Raw genomic sequence first — 19,966 nt, forward strand, 5'->3', positions numbered from 1 at the left:
CGCCGGGAAGAATGGCGCCATGACCTCCACATCCTCCCCCTCCCGCCTCAAGATCGACTTCGTCTCCGACGTGTCCTGTCCCTGGTGCGCCATCGGCCTGAGTTCGCTCGAGGCGGCGCTCGGGAAGGTGGCGCCGGAGATCACCGCGGAACTGCATTTCCAGCCCTTCGAGCTGAACCCGCAGATGCCGCCTGAAGGCCAGGACACCTTCGAGCACCTCAACCAGAAGTACGGCTCCACGCGCGAGCAGCAGGCGCAGTCGCGCGAGATGATCCGCCAGCGCGGCGCGGCTGTTGGTTTCGAGTTCAGCCCCGAAGGCCGTCCGCGCGTCTACAACACCTTCGATGCCCATCGGCTGCTGCACTGGGCCGAGCTGGAAAGCCCGGCCAAGCAGGCGGCGCTCAAGAAGCTGCTGCTGAAGGCCTACTTCACCGACAGCCAGAACCCTTCCGACCACGAGGTGCTGGTGCGCGCCGCCACCGAAGCGGGGCTCGACGCGGCCCGTGCCCGTCAGATACTGGACAGCGACGAGTTCGCGCAGGAAACCCGCGAACGCGAGCGCATGTACACCGACGCCGGCATCCACTCGGTGCCCGCGATCATCATCAACGACCGGCATCTCATTTCGGGCGGCCAGCCCGTCGAAGTGTTCGAGCGGGCCCTGCGCCAGATCGCCGGTGCTGCACCTTCGGGCCTTGCCACAGCCTGACTTAGCTGGCGCTTAGGCGCCATCTTTGCCCGGCGTTACGATGGTAAAGACCGTCAACCCGAAGCGGGCTCCGGCGGTTGAGGAGGCGTCTCCAACCACTGTCACACACAGGAGCCCCGAAGATGAAGAAGAAAAGCCTAATCGCCGCGCTCGCCCCCTTATTCGCTCTTTTGGCCGCGGCCTCGCTGCCGGCACTGGCGGCCGAGTACGGCAAGCATCCGTTCTATCTCCACGCCTTGTCCGACCTGCGCACCGCGGCCTGGAAGGTGGAGCACCGCCGCCCCGAGGACGGGCAGGTCTCGCGCGACGAGCAGGTGGTGATCGACGAGATCCACGCCGCCATCGGCGACCTGCAGCACGCCGCATGGCTCGACGGCAAGCCCGTCGAATGGCGCGAGCCCACCGATGCATGGCTGCCGCGCGAGGGCCGCCTGCACGCGGCGGTCGACCTGTTGCGCAAGGTGCATTCCGATGTGGCGCGCGAGGAGGACGACCCGCGCTCGCGGCCGTATCAGCAGCGCGGCCTCGAGCATGTCGACCTCGCGCTTTCCACCGCGCAGCACGCCATCGGCGACGTGCGCCGCCACGATCTGCGCAGGGAGTGAGGGCGGTGCCGGCCGCCGCTGTTTCGCCGATCTTCTCTTTCCCGATGCGGCGCGCATCGATGGCGCTTGGCGCCTGCGCGCTGGCGCTGCTCGCGGGCTGCGCAACCCCGCCCGGAGACCATCGGCCGCTGGTTTCGGTGTCGCTGCCTTCGCAGCAAGTGGACGAGGCCACGCGGCTGCGCTGGCTCGACCGCGTGAGCTGGGGCGCCAATGCGAGCAGCGACGCGCAGCTCGCGAAGCGCGGCCTCCCGCTGTGGATGCGCGACCAGCTCAACCCGCGCCCCGCGCCGCTGCCTGCGGCCGCGCAGGCGCAGATCGACGCGATGGAAATCTCGCGCACGCCGCTCGACCAGCTCGTCACCGGGCTCGACGCGCAGCGCAAGGCGGCCGATGCGCTGCCCGACGAAGACCAGAAGAAGGCCGCGCGGCAGGCCTACCAGCAGCACCTCAACGCGCTGGTGCGCGAGGCCCAGCAGCGCTTCGTGCTGCGCGCCCTCTACTCGCCCAACCAGCTGCAGGAGCAGATGACCTGGTTCTGGATGAACCACTTCAACGTCAACCTGCGCAAGGACAACATCCGCGCGATGGTGGGCGACTATGAGGAGAACGCCATCCGCCCGCACGCGCTCGGCAGGTTCCGCGACCTGCTCGGCGCCACGCTGCACCATCCGGCGATGCTGCGCTACCTCGACAACGCGCAGAACGCCGCCAACCGCATCAACGAGAACTACGCGCGCGAGCTGATGGAGCTGCACACGCTGGGCGTTGGCGGCGGCTATTCGCAGGCCGACGTGCAGGAGCTGGCACGCGTGCTCACCGGCGTGGGCGTGAGCTACCAGCCGCTCGATGCGCCGCCGCCGAACGTGCGGCCCAACCTACGCGCCGACTACGTGCGCAAGGGCCTCTTCGAGTTCAACCCGAACCGCCACGACTACGGGCCGAAGACGCTGCTGGGACAGCCCATCCAGAGCCGCGGGCTGGCCGAGGCCGACGAGGCGCTCGACCGCCTCGCGCGCGCGCCGGCCACCGCGCGCTTCGTCTCGCGCAAGCTCGCCGTGTACTTCGTCTCCGACGATCCGCCGCAGGCGCTTGTCGACCGCATGGCTGCAGCCTTCACGCGCAGCGACGGCGACATCGCCATCACGCTGAAGGCTCTGTTCGAGTCGCCCGAGTTCTCGGCTTCGCTGGGCCGCAAGTTCCGCGACCCGGTGCACTACGTGATGGCCGGCGTGCGCCTCGCGTACGACGACCGCGTGGTCACCAACGTGAACCCGATGCTCGGCTGGATCAACCGCATGGGCGAGCAGCTCTACGGCCACGAGACGCCCGACGGCTATCCGCTCAACGAGGCCGCATGGGCGAGCGCGGGGCAGATGAACACCCGCTTCGAGATCGCGCGCGCCATCGGCGCGAACGGCACGGTGCTGTTCCGCGCGGACGACAAGGCACCGCTGGAGAAGCCCGCCTTTCCCCCGCTGTCCGATTCGCGCGCGGTGCGCACGATGCAGGGCAGCATGAGCGCGGACACGCGCGAGGCACTGGCGCAGGCGAAGAACCCGCAGGAATGGAACACCTTCCTGCTGGCCTCGCCCGAGCTGATGCGCCGCTGAGGTTCGGGTTTTTCTCCCTCCCCCGCTGGGGGAGGGCAGGGGTGGGGGCAAGCGGCGCTCAATGAAGCGCTGAGGCTTGACAAGCATTGCCGTGCCCCCATCCCAACCTTCCCCCAAAGGGGGAAGGAGCAAGGCAGGAAGAAAGAAGAAAGGACAACCGTCATGCAACGCAGAGAAATCCTGAAGCTCGCAGCCGCCGCACCGTTCGCAGGCACCGCCGCCAAGGTGATGGCCGCGCCGGCCGCCGAAGGCGCCAAGCTGCTGGTCGTGTTCCTGCGCGGCGCCTACGACTGCTGCAACCTGCTCGTGCCCACGGCCAGCGACTTCTACTACGCCTCGCGTCCCAACATCGCCATCGCACGGCCCGGTTCGCCCAATGGCGCGCTGCCGCTGGACGGCAGCTGGGGCCTGCACCCCGCACTGGCTCAGAGCGTGCTGCCGATGTTCCAGCAGAAGCAGGCGTCCTTCGTCGCCTTCGCGGGCACCGACGACCTCACGCGCAGCCACTTCGAGACGCAGGACTCCATCGAGCTCGGCCAGGCGCTCGACAAGCGCCGCGACTACCGCTCGGGCTTTCTCAACCGGCTGGCCGGCGTGCTCGGCGCGGGGCCCGTCACCGACGTGTCGCCCATCGCCTTCACCGACCAGTTGCCGATCTCGATGCGCGGCAACGCCAAGGCCGCCAACATGGCGCTGGCCGGCAATGCGCGCTCGGGCATCGACGCGCGGCAGAGCCAGGTCATCGCGTCCATGTACCGCAATACCACGCTGGCCCAGCCGGTGGCCGAGGGCTTCCAGGTGCGCGACGAAGTCATGCGCGCGGTGCAGGCCGAGATGGACGCCGCCAGCCGCAATGCCATGACCGCCAAGGGCTTCGAGCTGGTGGCGCGCCGCATGGCGCTGCTGATGCGCGACCGCTTCGACCTCGGCTTCGTCGACGTCGGCGGCTGGGACACCCACGTGGGGCAGGGCGGCGCCACCGGCTACCTCGCCAACCGTTTTGAAGAACTGGGCCGCGGCGTGGCCGGCTTCGTGCAGGAGATGGGCGACGACGCCTGGCGCCAGACGGTCGTGGTCGTCATCAGCGAGTTCGGCCGTACCTTCCGCGAAAACGGCAACCGCGGCACCGACCACGGCCACGGCACCGTCTACTGGGTGCTCGGCGGCGGCCTCTCGGCGCAGGCCGGCGGGCGTGTGGTGGGCGAGCAGCAGGCGCTGACGCAGGCGACGCTGTTCCAGAACCGCGACTATCCGGTGCTCAACGAGTACCGGGCGGTGTTCGGCGGGTTGTTCCAGCGGATGTACGGGCTGTCGCCGGCGCAGCTGGGGAGGGTGTTCGAGGGCGTGGCGCCGAAGGACTTGCGGCTCGTCTAGCGGCGTCGGCTCCAAGGCGGCATGAGCCATGATCCGGGCTGATACAGGACGGATCGGGAAAGAAACATGGCCGTGATCGCCGAACACCTGCGAATGTCCGAGCTGCAGCGGCTCGGAGCATCCGCTCCGCTGATGCTGCTGGCTGCCGGCCAGTGCATCCACGAGGCGTTGCGGGACTCCTGCCTGGGACCGCCGTTCTACGTCTACAACGGCGCGGACGTGCCCGAAGGGCCCACGCTGGTTCCGCTGTGGGACCACGGCAGCAGGGTCTGCGGCCTCCGGGCAGCGGAGGGCAGCCTGGAGTTCATCGAGTTCAGCATCGAATTGCCTCAGGACTTCGAAAGGGTTGCCGGCACCGAGCAGGGCTTCTGGACGACGCGCTTCGACTTCCTCTACGAATGCGATCTGTCCGATGAAGTGCTGCGCGACGCCGCCGGAGTGGTCGGATTCCGCTTCCTGGAGTGGTACCTGACGGCGAGGGAAGCCTTCGAGGAGCAACTGGGCAGCTTCAGCGCCCATCGGGCGTGGCTTCAGGAGCTGGTCGCCGGCATCGACCGGGACGCCACTTCAGCCTGATCACAGGGCGGGCTGCAACACCACCGAGAATCCCCGCATGCCTCACGCCGTTTCCCTTCTTCGCGCCGCACGGCTGGCGCGAAGCGCCAAGCCTTTTCTTGCCCGTGGCGGCTTCAAGCGCGAGCGCTGTGCGGGCTGTCGGCTGGTGCCCAGCCACTGCATGTGCGCCATCCGCCCGTCGGTCGCAACGCGCGCGGGCGTCTGCCTGATCATGGCGGACATCGAGCCGCTCAAGCCCACCAACACCGGCTGGCTGGTCGCCGACGTGGTGGCCGACACCTTCGCCTTCGGCTGGGCTCGCACCGAGGTCGACCCTGCACTGCTGGCGCTGCTGAACGACCCGCAATGGCAGCCCTACGTGGTGTTTCCGGGGCAGTACGCGGAACCGGAGCGTGTGGTGCTGGGCGTCGAGCAGCCCGCTGCGAAGCGCCCGCTCTTCATCCTGTTCGACGCGACCTGGGCCGAGGCGCGCAAGATGTTCCGCAGGAGCCCGTACCTCGACCGGCTACCGGTGCTGAGCCTTCGCCCGGAGCAGATCACGCAGTACAAGCTGCGCAATTCGGGCCGCGAAGACCACTTCTGCACCAGCGAGGTCGCCGCGATGTGCCTGAACCTGGCGGGCGAGCATGCGGCAGGGCAAACGCTGGAGGCCTATCTGCCGGTGTTCTCGCACCACTATCTGCGCGCGAAGAACCAGCAGCCGGTTGAGTGGGACGGTGCCGAGCACCAGCGGCTGCGCGAGGTGGTCGCCGCGCAGGCCTCGTGACGGCCGCCGTCGTCAGGCGATCATCGATTCGAGTTCCGCCGCCAGTTCGCGCGGCGCAGGCATTTCCTGGACGATGTCCTCGGTGATGCCGGCAGCGATGGCCGACTGGCTCGGCCAGACGCCGCCCAGATTGCCCAGGTCCACGCCCTGGCGCTCCAGCGCCACGCGCCACACGGCCAGGTGCAGAACGCCGCCGAGTGCGTCGGCATGCACCGACTTGTCGGGGCTCACGAAGCTCGAAAGCCCGCCGACCAGGTCGGGCGCGAAGCCCCAGCGCTGCGCCAGCGAGGCGCTCACGTCGCCGTAGTGGTAGCCGAACTCGACCAGTTCCAGCTGCGCGCGCCCCAGCGCCTCGAAGGGATGGAGGGCGTTCAGCGCGGCGATCCGGCCCGGCATCGCCTGGGCCATGATCAGGTGGCCGATCGCATGCATGCTGCCGGCGGTAAAGGCCAGGTTGGGGTCGACGAGCCGGGTCTTGGAAGCCAGATACCGCGAAGCCGAAGCCACGCGCAGGCTGTGCGCCCAGAAGGCCGGAAGGCTGACGCCTTCCACCTTCCTGAAGGCGCCCGCCAGGCCCGAACTCACCACCACCGAGCGGATCGCCGAGAGCCCCAGCATCAGGATCGCGCCCTGGATCGAGGAAATCTTGCGCCGCAGCCCGAAGAGCGGCGAATTGATCATCTGCAGCACCTTGGCCGCCAGCACCTGGTCGAGTTCGATGCGGTGAGCGACCGCCGAGAAGGACACGTCGTCGTCCCTCAGCATCTCCATCAGGTCGGAGACCACCCTCGGAACAGTGGGGAGCGACTCGTCATTGGCAAAGAGTTCGTCGAGTGTCTTCATGGCGCTGGGGAGGTGTTATGCCTTTGTATGCAATGGATTTTCTCCCGGCGCGCGCCCTGGCGGGGCCCCGGTTTGCGCCGATCCGTCATTTCTACGGATTCTGGTGGGGAGGGTTTACCCGGCGTAGGCGCATTTGGCACCGCGTACAGGCATTCCGTCGCATGGCGGTCGCTGTGGCGAGGGTGCGATGACATAGTCCGGCCGACTTCGCCGCAACCATCAACGAGCCAGAGGACAAGAGGACGCCCCGTCATGATCAACAGAGAACGCCTGACCGCCAAGCTGGAAGGGGACTTCGTCGTGTTCCTCATCGGCATGCGCATCAACCAGCCGCTGAAGCTGCACAAATGGCTTCCCGTCGCGGCCGCCATGCCCCGCATGCTCAAGGAGCTCCAGCAGCAGCCGGAGCGCGGCCTGCTTCACGCCGAGCTGTGGTTCTCGCGCACGATCCTCGTGCTGCAGTACTGGCGTTCCATGGAACAGCTGCTGGCCTACGCCAAGGACAAGGAGGCCGAGCACCTTCCGGCGTGGAGAGCGTTCAACAAGGCCATCGGCACTGACGGCTCAGTAGGCATCTGGCACGAGACCTACGCGGTGTCGCCCGGCACCTACGAGAACATCTACGTCAACATGCCGCCCTTCGGGCTCGGCGGAGCCGGGGCGCTTCGGAGCGTGGCGGAGGCTAATCGGTCGGCGGCTGCCCGGTTGAGGGCTACGAAGAGCGCCCGCGCCGATCTGCGCCTGCCTTGATGGCTCTTGGCAATGGCGTTGTGCCGGATTTAACGCGCAAGCGGGCAAGTTCTTGTGGCGCGGTAGCATGGCGTCGATCGCGGCAGACAATGCCCGCCTATGCCCAATTTCAGATTTCAGGAGAGCCCGATGGCTACCAATAACTCGGCGGCGATATTGGATTTGATAAGGGCAAATGCCCAGAAGCTGCGCGCCGAGCAAGAAGAAGCGAATTCCGTCGATTGGTCTGCGCGGCGATCGTGGTGGCAGCAAGAAATCCAGAAACTCTACGGTGACCTTGGCGAAGTCCTGCGTCCTCTGGCGGAGTCCGGGGATCTGCAAATCAGTCGGCGCCCCCAAACCATCCACGAGGAATCCCTGGGCCAATACGAAACGGAAGCCCTGGAGCTTTCCATCGGGCGGCGAAGCGTCGTGCTGAAGCCGATTGGCTCCGTGATCATCGGCGGTGTCGGCCGGATCGATCTTCTAGGTCCCGAAGGCACAGCAAGGCTGATCCTGGCGACCCCGGATGGACAGGGCGACCGGGAGTACAAGACAAACGCGAAGTGGCATGTCACGGCACCGAGCCGGCCCTTGCCGCTTGCGGAGATGGACGACAAGACCTTCCTCGAACTCTTTGCCCAGCTCATAGGCATCCGGGGCGAGTAGTGCTCTTCTTTCCGAACAGACAGGGCTATCTGGAACCAGAGGCAATCTTCGAGTGGTATCAGATGTGTGCCGCGGCCATCGATTCGCATCGGGCAGCGTTCCTCAACTGGCTTTCGAACGGGGCGACCGGCGTTCCTCCCTCGCCGCTTTCTTCCGCGCTGATCGGCGGCACACGTGAAGATGTCGTCGAGCATTTCGATCAGGTTGCCAAGGAGCTGGAGCTTTCGTCGGTTCTCTGGCTGGTGACCGCGTGCGAAGGGCGGTTGAGGGTCGATCTGCGGACACGATTGAAAGACCAGGACTTTCTGGCCACTCGCCTCCAGATTGCGAGAAACGGCCGGGCGCAAGAATTCCTGGTTCCCTTGGAAGACGAGGGGATCTTCGACGCCTGGAAAGCGTTCATCCGAGGGCATGTCACCGGGCCGCTTCAAGATCAGGCAGTCAATGCGATGGGGTCTGTGAAGCCTCTCATCGATCTTCGGCACTGGCTGGCGCGTGGCCGCTATTGGCAGACCAAGGTATCGACCACTGCGCAGACGCCGGCGGCCGTCAGGAATGCAGTCATCCAGCTTTTCCGCTTGCTCGATCAATGCGCGGCAAAAGCGGGCATCCGTGCGGTGGCGTGAAGGCTGATCGGGTGATATGGCTGGAGCTATGAATTGCTCCGGCCCGCAACCGGCGCATGCAGCGCCATCAGCTCCGCCACCCAATCGATGAACACCCGCAGCTTCGCGCTGACATGCCGGTTCGGCGGAAACGCCACGTACAGCGGCATCGGGTCGAAGCTCCAGCCCTCGAAGAGCGGCACCAACTCGCCGCTGGGCAGGTGCGCCTTCGCCATGTAGTCGGGCAGCCAGAGCACGCCCAGGCCTGCCAGCCCCGCTGCGAGATACGCGTTGCCGTCGTCGACCGATAGCACGTACCGCCCCTGCACCTCGATGCGTTCGCCATCGCGGTACATGGCGTACGGAAAGGTCTTGCCGTTGCGCGACCACAGGAAGCCGACGATGCGGTGGTGCGTATCTTCCAGCTCGCGCGGATCGGAGGGCGTGCCGGCGCGCTCCAGGTAGCTGGGCGCCGCATACACGCCGAGCTGCAGGTCGCCCACGCGGCGCGCCATGAGCGACTGGTCGGTGAGCTCGCCGCCGCGCACCACGCAATCGACGTTCTCGCCGATCAGGTCGACCATGCGGTCGCTCACGCCCATGTCGAGCTGGATGTCGGGGTAGCGCGCGTGGAACGCGGGCAGCGCCGGCACGAGGATCATGCGGGCCAGCGGGCTGGGCACGTCCACGCGCAGGCGGCCTCTGGGAGAAGTCGACGCGCCCGAGAGGCTGGTCTCGGCGTCGTCCATGTCCGCCAGCAGGCGCACCACGCGCTCGTAGTAGGCGGCGCCGTCGGCCGTGAGGCCGACCTTGCGCGTGGTCCGGTTGAGCAGCTTCACGCGCAGCCTCGCTTCGAGCTGCTGCACCAGCTGGGTCACGCTGGTCTTGCTCGTGTGAAGCGTCTCGGCCGCCTTGGTGAAGCTGCCTGCTTCCACCACGCGGGCGAAGGCCTGCATTGCGTCGAAACGGTCCATGGTGCTGTTCCTGAGTTGCCGATTGTTTGGATTCCCCAAACAGTCATTGTCGGCATTGCCCGTTTATCGGCGAGGCGCGCTTTCCTAAAGTCCTTTCATTCCATCCATTCACTGATTGAAGAAGAGAGAAAGGAAAGCATCCATGGCCAAACGCGACGTCGTCTTCCCGCCCGGGCGCCAGGCGCTCTACGAAAAAAACCGCTATTCGCCCGCAGTCCGCGCCAACGGATTCCTGTTCGTGTCGGGGCAGGTCGGCAGCCGCGAGGACGGCTCGCCCGAGCCCGACCTCGAAGCGCAGGTGCGGCTCGCATTCAAGAACCTGAACGCGGTGCTGGGCGCCGCCGGCTGCACCTTCGACGACGTGGTGGACGTCACAGTCTTCATCGTCGACCCCGAGGAGAACTTCGAGAAGGCCTGGAAGATCGTGCCGGAGTTCTGGGGCGATGCGCCGCATCCCACGCTGACCGGCATCGGCGTGACCTGGCTTTACGGCTTCAAGTTCGAGATCAAGGTGATCGCGAAGCTGCCCGGCAACGGCGAAGGCTGAATCGCTCGCGAAGCCGAAGCGGAGGAATGACGACTTTCTTTGTATGGAGACTGCTGTAGAGAGGCCGAACCTCACTTGTTCAAGTGATGCACCGCCCCGCGAATTGACCCACATTCCGCCCTGAGATCCGTGGCTATCGATCGTTCGGCGTGGGGAACGATCACTTCATCGCATCGGCAAACCCCCGCATTGAAAGTCCCGGCGCCTTCGATGGAAAGAGGGCGCCTTGCGTCCATTCATCCATCCATCCACTCGAGCAAGGAGCACGGCATGTCTTTCAAGATTCTCTGCTGCGACGGCGGCGGCATTCGTGGCGTCATCACGGCGCTGTTGATCCAGGACCTGGACAAGAGCTTCGGCATCGTCGCGGGCGCGAACGGCTTTGCCGGTACGTCCACCGGCGGGCTGATCTCGCTCGGGCTCGTGAACGGCGTGGCCATCGGCGACATCGTGAACGTCTACGAGAACGACGGCGCCACCATCTTCAAGCCCAACGGCTGGCTGCTGGAAGCGCAGGCCAGGCAGCAAGACAGGGCCCCGGCGCAGTCGACGGCAGAACTGCTGGGCAGCGGCCCGGGCATCTTCGAGTGCCAGTACGTCAACACCGGCCTGCAGTCGATCGCGCAGCAGTTGGTGGGCAGCGGCCCGCTGTCGTCGGCGAGCCGCTTCGTGGCCGTCAACTCCGCGCGGCTGTGGGACCCGAGCCAGAACAGCTGGGAGCCCTGCACCATCTCCAACGGACCGAGCAATGCCTATCGCGGCATCAGCATGGTGGACGCCGCGCTGGCCACCTCGGCCGCGCCGACCTACTTCCCTCCGTACCAGGTGGGCAGCTACGGCTACTTCGCCGATGGCGGCACCTTCGCCAACAACCCGTCGATGACGGCGATGGTGGAGGCGATCTACCAGGGCTACGCGAGCGGCACGTCCGACATCCTGATGCTCTCGCTCGGCACCGGCGTGAACCCGGTGGGCATTTCGCCAAGCTCGGTGTCGAACCCGCTGGACTGGGGCGTCACGCACTGGCTGTGGCCCTTCAGCGATGGCACGGTGCCGGCGACTGCGCTGCTCAACCTCACCATGGACGCCACCGCCGAACTGGCCGCGATCCAGGCCGGGCAGCTGCTCGGCGGCAACTACATGCGCGGCAACGTGCCGCTGGCCCAGCCCTTCGGGCTGGACGACTACAAGAACGTCGGCGAGCTGGTGAGCGCGACGCAGAACTACATCAAGAACTCGCCCGAGTGGGCGAAGGTGCGCAACTGGGTGGAGGCGAACTGGACCTGAGCCGGCCTCCAGCCGCTGCAATCGCTCAATACTCCTCGAACATCCGCTGAAGCTCCTTCGGATCGTTCGTCTTCGTCAGACCGAGCATCAGGAGGATCCGCGCCTTCTGCGTCGTGTGCATCATCGATGTCACGAAGCCGGCTTCGGTGAACTGACCGACCGGGGTCACGATGCCGCTCATGGCGCGCGACCCGACGACGATGGCCACGCCCTTCTGGCGCGCGGCCTTCAGGCTCTGCAGCGTGACGTCGGGCATGTTCGCATGGCCGACGCCCGCGTTGACGATGCCCTTCGCGCCGGCTGCGACTGCGGCGTCGACCAGCACGCCGTCGGAGCCCAGGGTCGTGTAGTTGATGTCCACGCGCGGCAGCTTCTGCAGGTTCGACACGTCGAACTCGCTGTGCACGGTGTGCCGCTTCAGCGGTTGCGCGACGAAGTAGGGCGTGGAGTTCTGCATGTAGCCCAGGTCACCGCCGTCCAGGCTCTTGAAGGTGGCGACGTTGGTGGTGTTGGTCTTGGTCACGCTGAACGCGCTGCTGATGACCTCGTTCATGCTCACCATCACGCCCTTGTCCCGGGCGCTGGGGCTCGCGGCCAGTGCGACCGCGTTGACCAGGTTCAGCGGGCCGTCCGCGCTCATGCCGGTGCTGGGGCGCATGGAGCCCACGATCACCACGGGCTTGGCGCTCTTGACCACCAGGTTGAGGAAGTAGGCGGTTTCTTCCAGCGTGTCGGTGCCGTGGGTGATGACGACGCCGTCCACGTTCTTCGACGCGAGGATCTCGTTGGTGCGCTTCGCCAGCGTCAGCCAGTTGTCGATGCTCAGCTTGGAGCTGCCGACATTGAAGATCTGCTCGCCCGTGATGTTGGCGAACTTCTGGATCTCGGGAACGGCAGTCACCAGTGCTTCGACGCCCACGGGCTGCAGCCCTTTGCTCAGGCCGTAGTCGGTGAGCGCCAGGCTGTCGGCGCCCCGGCTGGCGATGGTGCCGCCGGTGGCCAGGATCACCACGTTGGGCTTGGCCGGGGCCTGCGCGATGGCATGCCCGGCGCCTCCGAGGAGGCCGATGGCGGTCAGAAACGTCAAGGCGATTTTCTTGGGGTTCATGATTCGACGGTTTTGAAGGAGGGGAACAGAGGAGGGAGAGAGAAAGGGAGGTCCCGGATCAGTGCCGCTGCAGCACCTTGCCCGGCCGCAGGCCGGTGGGGCGCTGCCCGTCCCAGACCCGCTGCCCGTTGACCCACACGCCCTCGATGCCCCGGCTTGCCTGCACGGGGTTGTCGAAGGTGGCGAGGTCCGTCACGCGCTGCGCATCGAAGGCCACCAGGTCGGCCCGCAGGCCCGGGCGCAGCAGGCCCCTGTCGACCAGTCCGTAGTTGCTCGCGGCCAGGCCGGTCATCTTGTGGACGGCGGCTTCCAGCGTGAGCAGGCCCTTGTCGCGAACCAGCCGCGACAGCACGCGCGTGAAGGTGCCCCATTGGCGCGGGTGCGGATGCGGATCGAAGGGCAGCCCGTCGGAGCCGACCATGGTGCGCGGGTGCGCCAGGATGCGCTCCACGTCGCGCTCGTCCATCAGGAAGTAGATGGCGCCCGCGGGTGCGAGCCGCTGCAGCATGGCCTCGTCGTCCAGCCCCCATTCGCGCTGCAGGTCCGCGAAGTCGCGCCCCTGCGCGGACGGCTCGTTCTTCGACCATGCGATGAGCGTGCGGCTCGCCAGCCGCACGCGGTCGAGCCGCAGCATGGTCGAGGTGGCCGGGTAGGGGTGGCAGTCGAGGCAGACAGGCTGCATCGCGCCGGCCTCGTCGATGCGCGAGAGGGTCTGCGCCGACCTGCCATGGTTGCGCTCGCCCGCCAGCTTGTGGTGCGAGAACACGACGCGCGCGGTCAGCGCGCGCCCGATTTCCAGTGCCTCCTCGATCGCCTCGTCGATCCGGTCGGATTCGTCGCGCAGGTGCACCGCGTAGACCATGCCTCCACGGCCCCGCATGGTTTCGCCGATGTCGATGATCTCCTGCGTGGTGGCGTGCTGCGCGGGCGGGTAGAAGGTGCCGGTGGACATGCCGAACGCGCCTGCGTCCAGCGCCTCGGCCAGAAGCTGCCGCATGGCGTCGCATTCCTGCGGCGTCGCGGCCCGCTGCAGGTCGTCCATCGCGCTCACGCGCAGGCTGGCGTGGCCCACGAGGGGAATCACGTTGACCGCTGCAGGCGTCTGCCGCAGCGCGTCCATCCAGGAAGAGAAGCTCGCGTAGCGGAATAGCTCGGGCGGCCCCAGCAGGTCGAGCGGCTGGGGCAGGGGGCTGCCGGGCGGCACGGGCGCGAGGCTCACGCCGCAGTTGCCGGTCACCACCGTGGTCACGCCCTGCGAAACCTTGGGCACCATGTCCGGATGCGCCAGCAGGTAGCCGTCGTCGTGGGTGTGGGAGTCGATGAAGCCGGGTGCCAGGGCCAGGCCGTGGAGCTCGACGACTCCGGCGCCAGCGATCTCGCTGCCTGGCGGCAGGATGTCCGCGATGGTGTCGCCCTCTATCAGCACATCCGCGCGGCGCGGCGGGGCGCCGCTGCCGTCGATCACCGTGCCGCCGCGCAGCAGCAACTGCTGCTGTTGTTGCTGCTGTTGCCCGGATGGAGTCGCGAGGCCCGCCATCAGTCGAGCTTCTCGATGCGGTTGCGCTCGATCAGCTCGCCCCAGCGCTTGGTTTCGCGGTCGATGGTGCGCTGGAAGTCGGCGGGCGTACCGCCGGCCGGCACGGCGCCGAGCTTGGCGAGGCCCTCACGCACGCTGGGGGTGGCCAGCGCTGCGTTGATTGCGGCGTTGAGCTTCTCGATCACCTCGCGCGGCGTTCCGCGTGGCGCGACCACGCCGCCCCAGGCCACCGTCTCGTAGCCTTTGATGCCCGCTTCGTCCAGCGTGGGTACGTTCGGCAGCAGCGCGATGCGCTTGGCGCTGCTCACCGCGAGCGCGCGCACCCGTCCGGACGAGACCAGCGGGCCGACTTCGGAAGAATTGGCGAACAGGTAGTCGATGCGACCGCCCATCAGGTCCTGCAGCGCGGCGGGGCCGCCGTTGTAGGGCACGAAGAGCACGTCGATGCCGGCCATGCTGCGGAACAGTTCGCCGCCCATGTGGCCGGTGGTGCCGATGCCGGGGGCGCCGAAGGACAGCTTGCCCGGCTGCTTGCGCGCTGTGGCCACCAGCCCGGCCACGTCCTGGATGGGCGAGTCCTTGGGCACGATCAGCACGTTGTAGAGGTCGAAGGCCTGCGCCACCGGCATCAGGTCGTGGTCCACGTCGTAAGGCAGCTTCTTGAACAGCGTGCGGTTGACCGCCAGCGTGTTCACGTTGCCGTAGCCGATGGTGTAGCCGTCGGCCGGCTTGCTCTTGATCTGCAGGATGCCGATGTTGCCTGCTGCGCCGGGGCGGTTCTCGATGACCACCGGCACGCCGAGCGACTTGGAGACCTCGTTGGTCACCAGCCGCGAGAGCACGTCGGGCGAGCCGCCGGCCGCCGAGGGCACGACGAAGGTGATGGGGCGGTCGGGCCAGGCGGCCCACGTCGGGGCGGCGCTCGCCAGCAGGCCGAAGGCGGTGGCCAGCACGGCCATCGGGCGGGAGAACTTGCGATGGATCATCGGAAGGGTCTTTCGTGGAAGTGGAGAGGCGACAAGGGGAGGCGAAAAGGGGAGGCAGCCTCAGTGCTGCTGGCGGCAGTGCGCGATCGCGGCCAGCGCCAGCGCGTCGATGGAGTCCGTGAGCACGCAGTCGAACTCGCCGCGCCGGTGGTGCGGAACCGCCAATGGCAGCTCGGTACAGCCGAGCACCACGGCCTGCGCGCCGCGTGCGACCAGCGCGCGGATGCCTTGTGCGGCCGGCTCCCAGGCGGCATCGATCTGCCCGGCCTTGACCGCCGCGATGGACGCTACGCAGTGGCGTTGCACGTCGTCAGCTTCGGGAACGATCGCCTCGTACCCCGCCTGCTCCAGCGCTCGCTGGTACAGGCCGAGCGCCAGCGTGGCCGGCGTGCCGAGCACGCCCACCTTGCCTTGCACGACACTGTGGCGCCGCAGGTTCTGCACCACCGCCTCGGCGATGTTCAGCACCGGCAGCCGGGTCGCGCCTTTCAGGTCGTCGAACCAGAGATGCGCGGTGTTGCAGGGCACGGCGATGCAGCCGGCGCCCGCCGCCTCCAGCAGGCGGATGCCGCGCTGCATGGCGGGCAGCGGGCTCTCGCCGCCCTGGAGCATGGCGCTCGAACGATCGGGGATGCGAGGGTCGTTGCACAGGATCGTCGGAATGTGGTCCTGGTCGACGGCAGCCTCTGTCAGCTGCACCATCCGCAGCGCGAAGGTCGCGCCCGCCAGCGGCCCCATGCCGCCGAGGATGCCCAGCGCCCTCGGCGCGAATGGGGGGTGCTGCTGCCCGCTCATGGCAGCGGATCTCCGGCGCCGGTGCGCTCGACGATCAGGCGGTAGTGTTCCGGACGGCGGTGCTTGGCGAAGTTGAAGACGTGCTCGCGGAAGTGCGCGCCCAGCGCAAGGTCGGCGCGCACGCAGATGACCTCGTCTTCCTCGCTCACCGTGCGCGCCACGATCTCGCCGCTGGGCGCCACGATCACGGAGCTGCCGATCATGTGGTGGCCGTCCTCCGACCCGCACTTGGCTGCAGCCGCCACCCAGATGCCGTTCTGGTAGGCGTTGGCCTGCAGCGAGATCAGGTGCGTGGTGGTGCGCAGGTGCGTCGGCTCGTTCCAGTGGATGTTGAGCGAGGGCGTGTTGTAGCCGAGCACCACCACCTCGGCGCCCTGCAGCGCCATCACGCGGTAGGTCTCGGGCCAGCGGCGGTCGTTGCACAGGCACATGCCCATGCGCACGCCGTCGGTGTCGAAGGCGCGGAAGCCCAAGTCGCCGACCTCGAAGAACTTCTTCTCCAGATGCTGGAAGGGTGCCTCGGGCTTGTACTCCGAATGGCCCGGTAGGTGGATCTTGCGGTAGCGGCCCGCGATGCTGCCGTCTCGCCCCACGATCACGGCCGAATTGAAGCCGCGCCCGTCCTCGGTGAGTTCCGCGTAGCCCAGATAGAAGCCCATGCCGAGCCTGCGCGCTTCGTCGAAGAGCGGCTGCGTCGCCGGGCCGGGCATGCTGCGCTCGAAGAAGCGCTCATGGGCCTCTTCTTCGCTCATCCAGTAGCGCGGAAAGAAGGTGGTGAGCGCGAGCTCGGGGAAGGTCACGAACTCCGCGCCGCGGCTGTGGGCCTGGCGCAGCATGTCGACCAGCCGGGCCACCACCGACTCGCGGCTGTCGGACAGATGGACGGGGCCCATCTGGGCGACCGCAAGGCCGAGAAAACGTGGGGGAGTGCCGGGGCGCGATGTCATCTGAACCTTCTTCGTTGCAGCCGTGTGACTGGTGCAATCGATTATTCGAAGCGGTGCCCACGACGTCGAATGACGATTTGTCGCTCGGGTTTAACAACACGCTAAAGGTCCGCCTTCCGGTGGTGCGCACGCGCGCGCCTGCACCGGGGCAGGGCGCCGAGGCATCGGATGAGGGCCGCCGCAGCGGGCGGAGAAGAAGGGAGAAGGGGGCGCGGCGCCCCGGCTCGTCAGCGCAGGATCTCGTCGTCGTCCGCGAGCGGCAAGGCCAGCCCGCGCTGCAGCAGCACGCTGTGCAATGCGCGCAGCAGCGCCTGCGCCGCTGGCGACAGGGGCTCGGTCTGCAGGTACACCAGGTCGGCCACGATGGGCAGCGCGTCGCGCACCGGTATCGCCTTGAAAGACGACCCGAGCCAGCCCTGCAGCGAGTACTCGTCCACCAGCGCGATGCCGGCCCCGGCATGCACCAGCGAGCAGGCGTACTGCGGCGAGGTGACCTCCACGCTGATGCGCGGCGCGGCATCGCGCGTCTCGAACATCTGGTCGATGCGCAGGCCCAGCGGCGAGCCGTGCGGATAGCCGATGAACTCGTGGGGCAGCAGTTCGTCGAGGCCGACTTCTTCGAACGCGGCCAGCGGATGGCTGCGTGGGCAGATGCACATCAGCCGGCTGCTCGCCAGCGGCCTCGTCGCAAGGTTCGGATGGTCGACCGGAAAGGTGGAAATGCCCAGGTCGGCCCGCTGCTGCAGGATGCGTTCCTTCAGCGCCTCATGCGTGAGGCAGTGGAAATGAACCTGCACGTCGGGCATGGCGTTGCGCAACTGCGCGATCGCCTGCGGCACCAGCGTCTGCCCGATGCTGGGGCTCGAAAGAATGCTCAGCAGGCTGCGTCGCCGCAGCGCAAGCTCGTGCGAAAGGCTGCCGATGCGCTGCACGCCGCCGTAGACCTGCTCGACCTCCAGATACAGCCGCCGCGCCTCCGCTGTGGCATGCAGGCGCCCCTTCACGCGCTCGAAAAGCAGAAAGCCCAGCCGGCTCTCGGTATGCGAGAGCAGCCGGCTGACGGCAGGAATGGATACGTGAAGCAGCCGCGCTGCGCCGCTCACGGAGCCGGTGATCATCACCGCGCGGAACACCTCGATCTGTCGCAGGTTCATGCTTGAATTTGCAGCCCGAGGTTGAGCCGGATTACGCGCCCCAGCCTCCTTTGCCGCTTCAGGTGCTGGTCAAGCGTGGCCGGCATGTTCGAAAACCCGATTCCCGAAGGCATGGCGATAGCGGTTGCGGGCGGTGAGTACAAAGATATTCAGAATTATCCCCGCCTGACCGGGCATTCAGGCTTCAGCCAGCTGAACCCTTTTCAGGCAGCAAGGCGTTCATGACGAAACGCGTCGGCCCACTGGCGCCCCGGTCGCTGACCGCGAGGCCGAGCTGCCGCCACAGGGCCGGGCTGAGCGGACGCACGGCGATGCGAGGGTCGCGCGCGCTCTGTTGCGATTCCTCCGGCAGCAGCGCCGCTCCGTAGCCCGCGGCAACCAGCGTTTTGATCGCGTCGTTGTAGTTGAGCTCGATGCGTGGCCGGCAATGGACGCCAGCCGCGGAGAACCATTCCGCGGTAAGCCTGTAGAGACGCGTGGAGGAGTCGTTCATGATCAACGGCTGCTGGGCCAGCCACTGCGGAGTCAGCCGCCTCGGTGCCTTCCAGTCCGCCGGCAGGAAGGCGACGACCGCCTCGCGCCGCAGGGGCGTGACATGGACGCCCCGCACGGGCGCCTGCGGCAGCGCCACGACCGCCAGGTCCAGGCTACCTGCGGCGAGCCGGGCCATGCTTTCGTTGGAGGTCAGCACCTGCACGTTCACGTCGATGCCGGGATGGTTGCGCGCGAGGCGTCCAAGCGCTGGCGGCAGCAGATGCGCGATGGCACCCGTCGAGGCACCCACCCGCACGCGGCCCGTCTGGCCCGCGAGCTGGCGTCTGACGTCCTCCACCGCTTCGTCCGCGTCGGCCAGCAGCCTGCGGGCACGCGCGATGAAGCGCTCTCCCAGGGCGGTTGCCTGCGCGGGCCCCCGTCCTCGAACGAGCAACTGGCCACCCAGGCGCGACTCCAGCTCGGCGATCTGGACGGTGACCGTAGGTGCCGCCAGGTGAAGGGCGCGTGCGGCGTTGGCCAGGGAGCCGAGGTCGGCGATGGCGACAAGGGTGCGCAGATGGTCGAGGCTCAGTTCTCGCATGGCGCAAATTTAACTTTTCTTAATTCCGGGTTCCATATATTTAGCTGGAGCCATCGAGGTCGGATGCCTACGATCGCGCTCCATGGACCTCAAGATCTTCATCGACGGCGATCAGGGCACCACCGGCCTTGACCTGCAGAACCGGCTCCGGGGTGGGGAATTCCGCATCCACACATTGCCGGCGAACCTGCGCAAGGACGCGGCTGCCCGACGGGCCGCTCTCAACGAGTGCGACATCGCCATCCTTTGCCTGCCCGATGCAGCGGCACGCGACGCGGTGGCGATGATCGAGAACCCTTCGGTGCGCGTGATCGACGCCAGCTCTGCCCACCGCACCAGCCCGGGCTGGGTCTACGGCCTGCCCGAGCTCGATGCACGGCAGGGCGAACGCATCGCCTCGGCGACGCGGGTCACGAATCCGGGCTGCTATCCCACCGCCGCGGTTGCCCTGCTGCGGCCGTTGACGGATGAGGGCCTTCTGCCCGCCGACTATCCGCTTGTCATCCATGCGGTCTCGGGTTATTCGGGCCAGGGCAGGGCGGGAGCGGAAGCGCACGAGGCCGGGGCGGCAGCGCATTCGCTGAAGGTCTACGGCCTTGCACTCGAGCACAAGCACGTGGCGGAAATGGAGGCCTACGCCGGCCTGACGGCGCGGCCCATCTTCGTGCCGGCCTATGGCAGCTACCGGCAGGGCATCGTGCTCACCATCGGATTGCACGCGCGAATGCTTCCCTCCGGTGTCTCGGGCATGCGCATCCACGAATGCCTTGCGCAGCGATACCGCGATGCGGCGCACGTCCACGTGCTGCCGATGTCGTCGGCCGTGCCGATGACCGAGCTCGACCCGCAGGTCCACAACGGCTCGAACGACATGAGTCTGGCCGTCGCGTGCAATGAGCGCACGGGTCAGATCGTCCTGGGCGCGGTTCTCGATAACCTGGGGAAGGGGGCCGCGGGCGCGGCAGTGCAGAACCTGCGACTGACGGCGAGCGCTTCACGGCGCACGTCGTGAATTCGATGCAGAGCGAACGCTTCCGGACGGGGCCGATGTCCGCAACAGAGGCGGACCT

21 protein-coding genes are annotated in these 19,966 nt (G+C 67.3%); 12 read left to right on the forward strand and 9 right to left on the reverse strand.

Annotated elements, in window-relative coordinates:
* Positions 1-19 precede the first annotated feature (19 nt).
* The 6 genes from EJP67_RS11690 (at position 20) to EJP67_RS11715 (ending at position 5,640) form a co-directional block, all read left to right on the forward strand.
* Positions 20-709: a DsbA family oxidoreductase gene (locus EJP67_RS11690; RefSeq protein ID WP_126021874.1), complete on the forward strand. Its 690-nt coding sequence runs from the start codon at positions 20-22 to the stop codon at positions 707-709.
* 122 nt (positions 710-831) lie between these two features.
* Positions 832-1,314, forward strand: coding sequence for a hypothetical protein (locus tag EJP67_RS11695; RefSeq protein WP_126021875.1), 483 nt, complete (start codon positions 832-834; stop codon positions 1,312-1,314).
* A 44-nt stretch (positions 1,315-1,358) separates the two neighbouring features.
* Positions 1,359-2,924 (forward strand): DUF1800 domain-containing protein, encoded by a 1,566-nt coding sequence (locus tag EJP67_RS11700; RefSeq protein WP_126021876.1) that lies wholly within the window; start codon positions 1,359-1,361, stop codon positions 2,922-2,924.
* A gap of 162 nt (positions 2,925-3,086) precedes the next feature.
* Positions 3,087-4,298 carry a DUF1501 domain-containing protein gene (locus tag EJP67_RS11705; RefSeq protein ID WP_126021877.1) on the forward strand — a complete coding sequence of 404 codons (1,212 nt, stop codon included), beginning with the start codon at positions 3,087-3,089 and terminating at the stop codon, positions 4,296-4,298.
* 66 nt (positions 4,299-4,364) lie between these two features.
* Positions 4,365-4,874, forward strand: a complete 510-nt coding sequence (locus EJP67_RS11710; protein ID WP_126021878.1) for a hypothetical protein — start codon at positions 4,365-4,367, stop codon at positions 4,872-4,874.
* A 37-nt stretch (positions 4,875-4,911) separates the two neighbouring features.
* A complete protein-coding gene (locus EJP67_RS11715; RefSeq protein WP_126021879.1) occupies positions 4,912-5,640 on the forward strand; it encodes a tRNA-uridine aminocarboxypropyltransferase in 729 nt (242 codons plus the stop codon).
* Between the two features lie 12 nt (positions 5,641-5,652).
* On the opposite strand, the gene EJP67_RS11720 is transcribed toward EJP67_RS11715, so the two are convergent.
* The gene (locus EJP67_RS11720; RefSeq protein ID WP_126021880.1) at positions 5,653-6,483 is read right to left on the reverse strand and encodes an HDOD domain-containing protein; all 831 of its coding nucleotides are present in this window, start codon (positions 6,481-6,483) and stop codon (positions 5,653-5,655) included.
* Between the two features lie 252 nt (positions 6,484-6,735).
* Between EJP67_RS11720 and EJP67_RS11725 the strand changes: the two genes are divergently transcribed.
* From EJP67_RS11725 to EJP67_RS11735, 3 genes are all read left to right on the forward strand, one after another.
* On the forward strand, positions 6,736-7,233 hold the full coding sequence (locus EJP67_RS11725) for a DUF4188 domain-containing protein (RefSeq protein ID WP_126021881.1): 498 nt from the start codon (positions 6,736-6,738) through the stop codon (positions 7,231-7,233).
* Between the two features lie 129 nt (positions 7,234-7,362).
* Positions 7,363-7,881, forward strand: a complete 519-nt coding sequence (locus EJP67_RS11730) for a hypothetical protein (protein WP_126021882.1) — start codon at positions 7,363-7,365, stop codon at positions 7,879-7,881.
* A complete protein-coding gene (locus EJP67_RS11735; RefSeq protein ID WP_126021883.1) occupies positions 7,881-8,507 on the forward strand; it encodes a hypothetical protein in 627 nt (208 codons plus the stop codon). Before EJP67_RS11730 ends, EJP67_RS11735 begins: the two co-directional genes overlap by 1 nt.
* Positions 8,508-8,533: 26 nt before the next feature.
* On the opposite strand, the gene EJP67_RS11740 is transcribed toward EJP67_RS11735, so the two are convergent.
* Positions 8,534-9,460, reverse strand: a complete 927-nt coding sequence (locus EJP67_RS11740; RefSeq protein WP_126021884.1) for a LysR family transcriptional regulator — start codon at positions 9,458-9,460, stop codon at positions 8,534-8,536.
* 142 nt (positions 9,461-9,602) lie between these two features.
* On the opposite strand from EJP67_RS11740, the gene EJP67_RS11745 reads away from it, so the two are divergent.
* Positions 9,603-10,007, forward strand: coding sequence for a RidA family protein (locus tag EJP67_RS11745; RefSeq protein ID WP_126021885.1), 405 nt, complete (start codon positions 9,603-9,605; stop codon positions 10,005-10,007).
* A 270-nt stretch (positions 10,008-10,277) separates the two neighbouring features.
* A complete protein-coding gene (locus tag EJP67_RS11750; protein ID WP_126021886.1) occupies positions 10,278-11,294 on the forward strand; it encodes a patatin-like phospholipase family protein in 1,017 nt (338 codons plus the stop codon).
* 25 nt (positions 11,295-11,319) lie between these two features.
* On the opposite strand, the gene EJP67_RS11755 is transcribed toward EJP67_RS11750, so the two are convergent.
* From EJP67_RS11755 to EJP67_RS11785, 7 genes are all read right to left on the reverse strand, one after another.
* Complete coding sequence (locus EJP67_RS11755) at positions 11,320-12,402, reverse strand: type II asparaginase (protein WP_126021887.1); 1,083 nt, start codon at positions 12,400-12,402, stop codon at positions 11,320-11,322.
* Positions 12,403-12,460: 58 nt separating this feature from the next.
* Complete coding sequence (locus EJP67_RS11760; protein WP_126021888.1) at positions 12,461-13,939, reverse strand: N-acyl-D-amino-acid deacylase family protein; 1,479 nt, start codon at positions 13,937-13,939, stop codon at positions 12,461-12,463.
* Entirely contained in the window at positions 13,939-14,925 is a 987-nt protein-coding gene (locus EJP67_RS11765) for a Bug family tripartite tricarboxylate transporter substrate binding protein (protein WP_126021889.1), read from the reverse strand. Before EJP67_RS11765 ends, EJP67_RS11760 begins: the two co-directional genes overlap by 1 nt.
* 60 nt (positions 14,926-14,985) lie before the next feature.
* Positions 14,986-15,720, reverse strand: coding sequence for a cysteate racemase (cuyB, locus tag EJP67_RS11770; RefSeq protein WP_126021890.1), 735 nt, complete (start codon positions 15,718-15,720; stop codon positions 14,986-14,988).
* Positions 15,717-16,667, reverse strand: a complete 951-nt coding sequence (locus tag EJP67_RS11775) for an N-carbamoyl-D-amino-acid hydrolase (RefSeq protein WP_126021891.1) — start codon at positions 16,665-16,667, stop codon at positions 15,717-15,719. The genes cuyB and EJP67_RS11775 overlap by 4 nt, the downstream gene beginning before the upstream one ends.
* A 227-nt stretch (positions 16,668-16,894) precedes the next feature.
* Positions 16,895-17,821, reverse strand: a complete 927-nt coding sequence (locus EJP67_RS11780) for a LysR family transcriptional regulator (RefSeq protein ID WP_126021892.1) — start codon at positions 17,819-17,821, stop codon at positions 16,895-16,897.
* Positions 17,822-18,005: 184 nt separating this feature from the next.
* Positions 18,006-18,896: a LysR family transcriptional regulator gene (locus tag EJP67_RS11785; protein WP_126021893.1), complete on the reverse strand. Its 891-nt coding sequence runs from the start codon at positions 18,894-18,896 to the stop codon at positions 18,006-18,008.
* Between the two features lie 82 nt (positions 18,897-18,978).
* On the opposite strand from EJP67_RS11785, the gene argC reads away from it, so the two are divergent.
* Positions 18,979-19,908: an N-acetyl-gamma-glutamyl-phosphate reductase gene (argC, locus tag EJP67_RS11790; RefSeq protein ID WP_126021894.1), complete on the forward strand. Its 930-nt coding sequence runs from the start codon at positions 18,979-18,981 to the stop codon at positions 19,906-19,908.
* Positions 19,909-19,966 lie beyond the last annotated feature (58 nt).

Origin of the sequence: Variovorax guangxiensis (genome assembly GCF_003952165.1) — a bacterium.
GTDB classification, from domain to species: domain Bacteria; phylum Pseudomonadota; class Gammaproteobacteria; order Burkholderiales; family Burkholderiaceae_C; genus Variovorax; species Variovorax guangxiensis.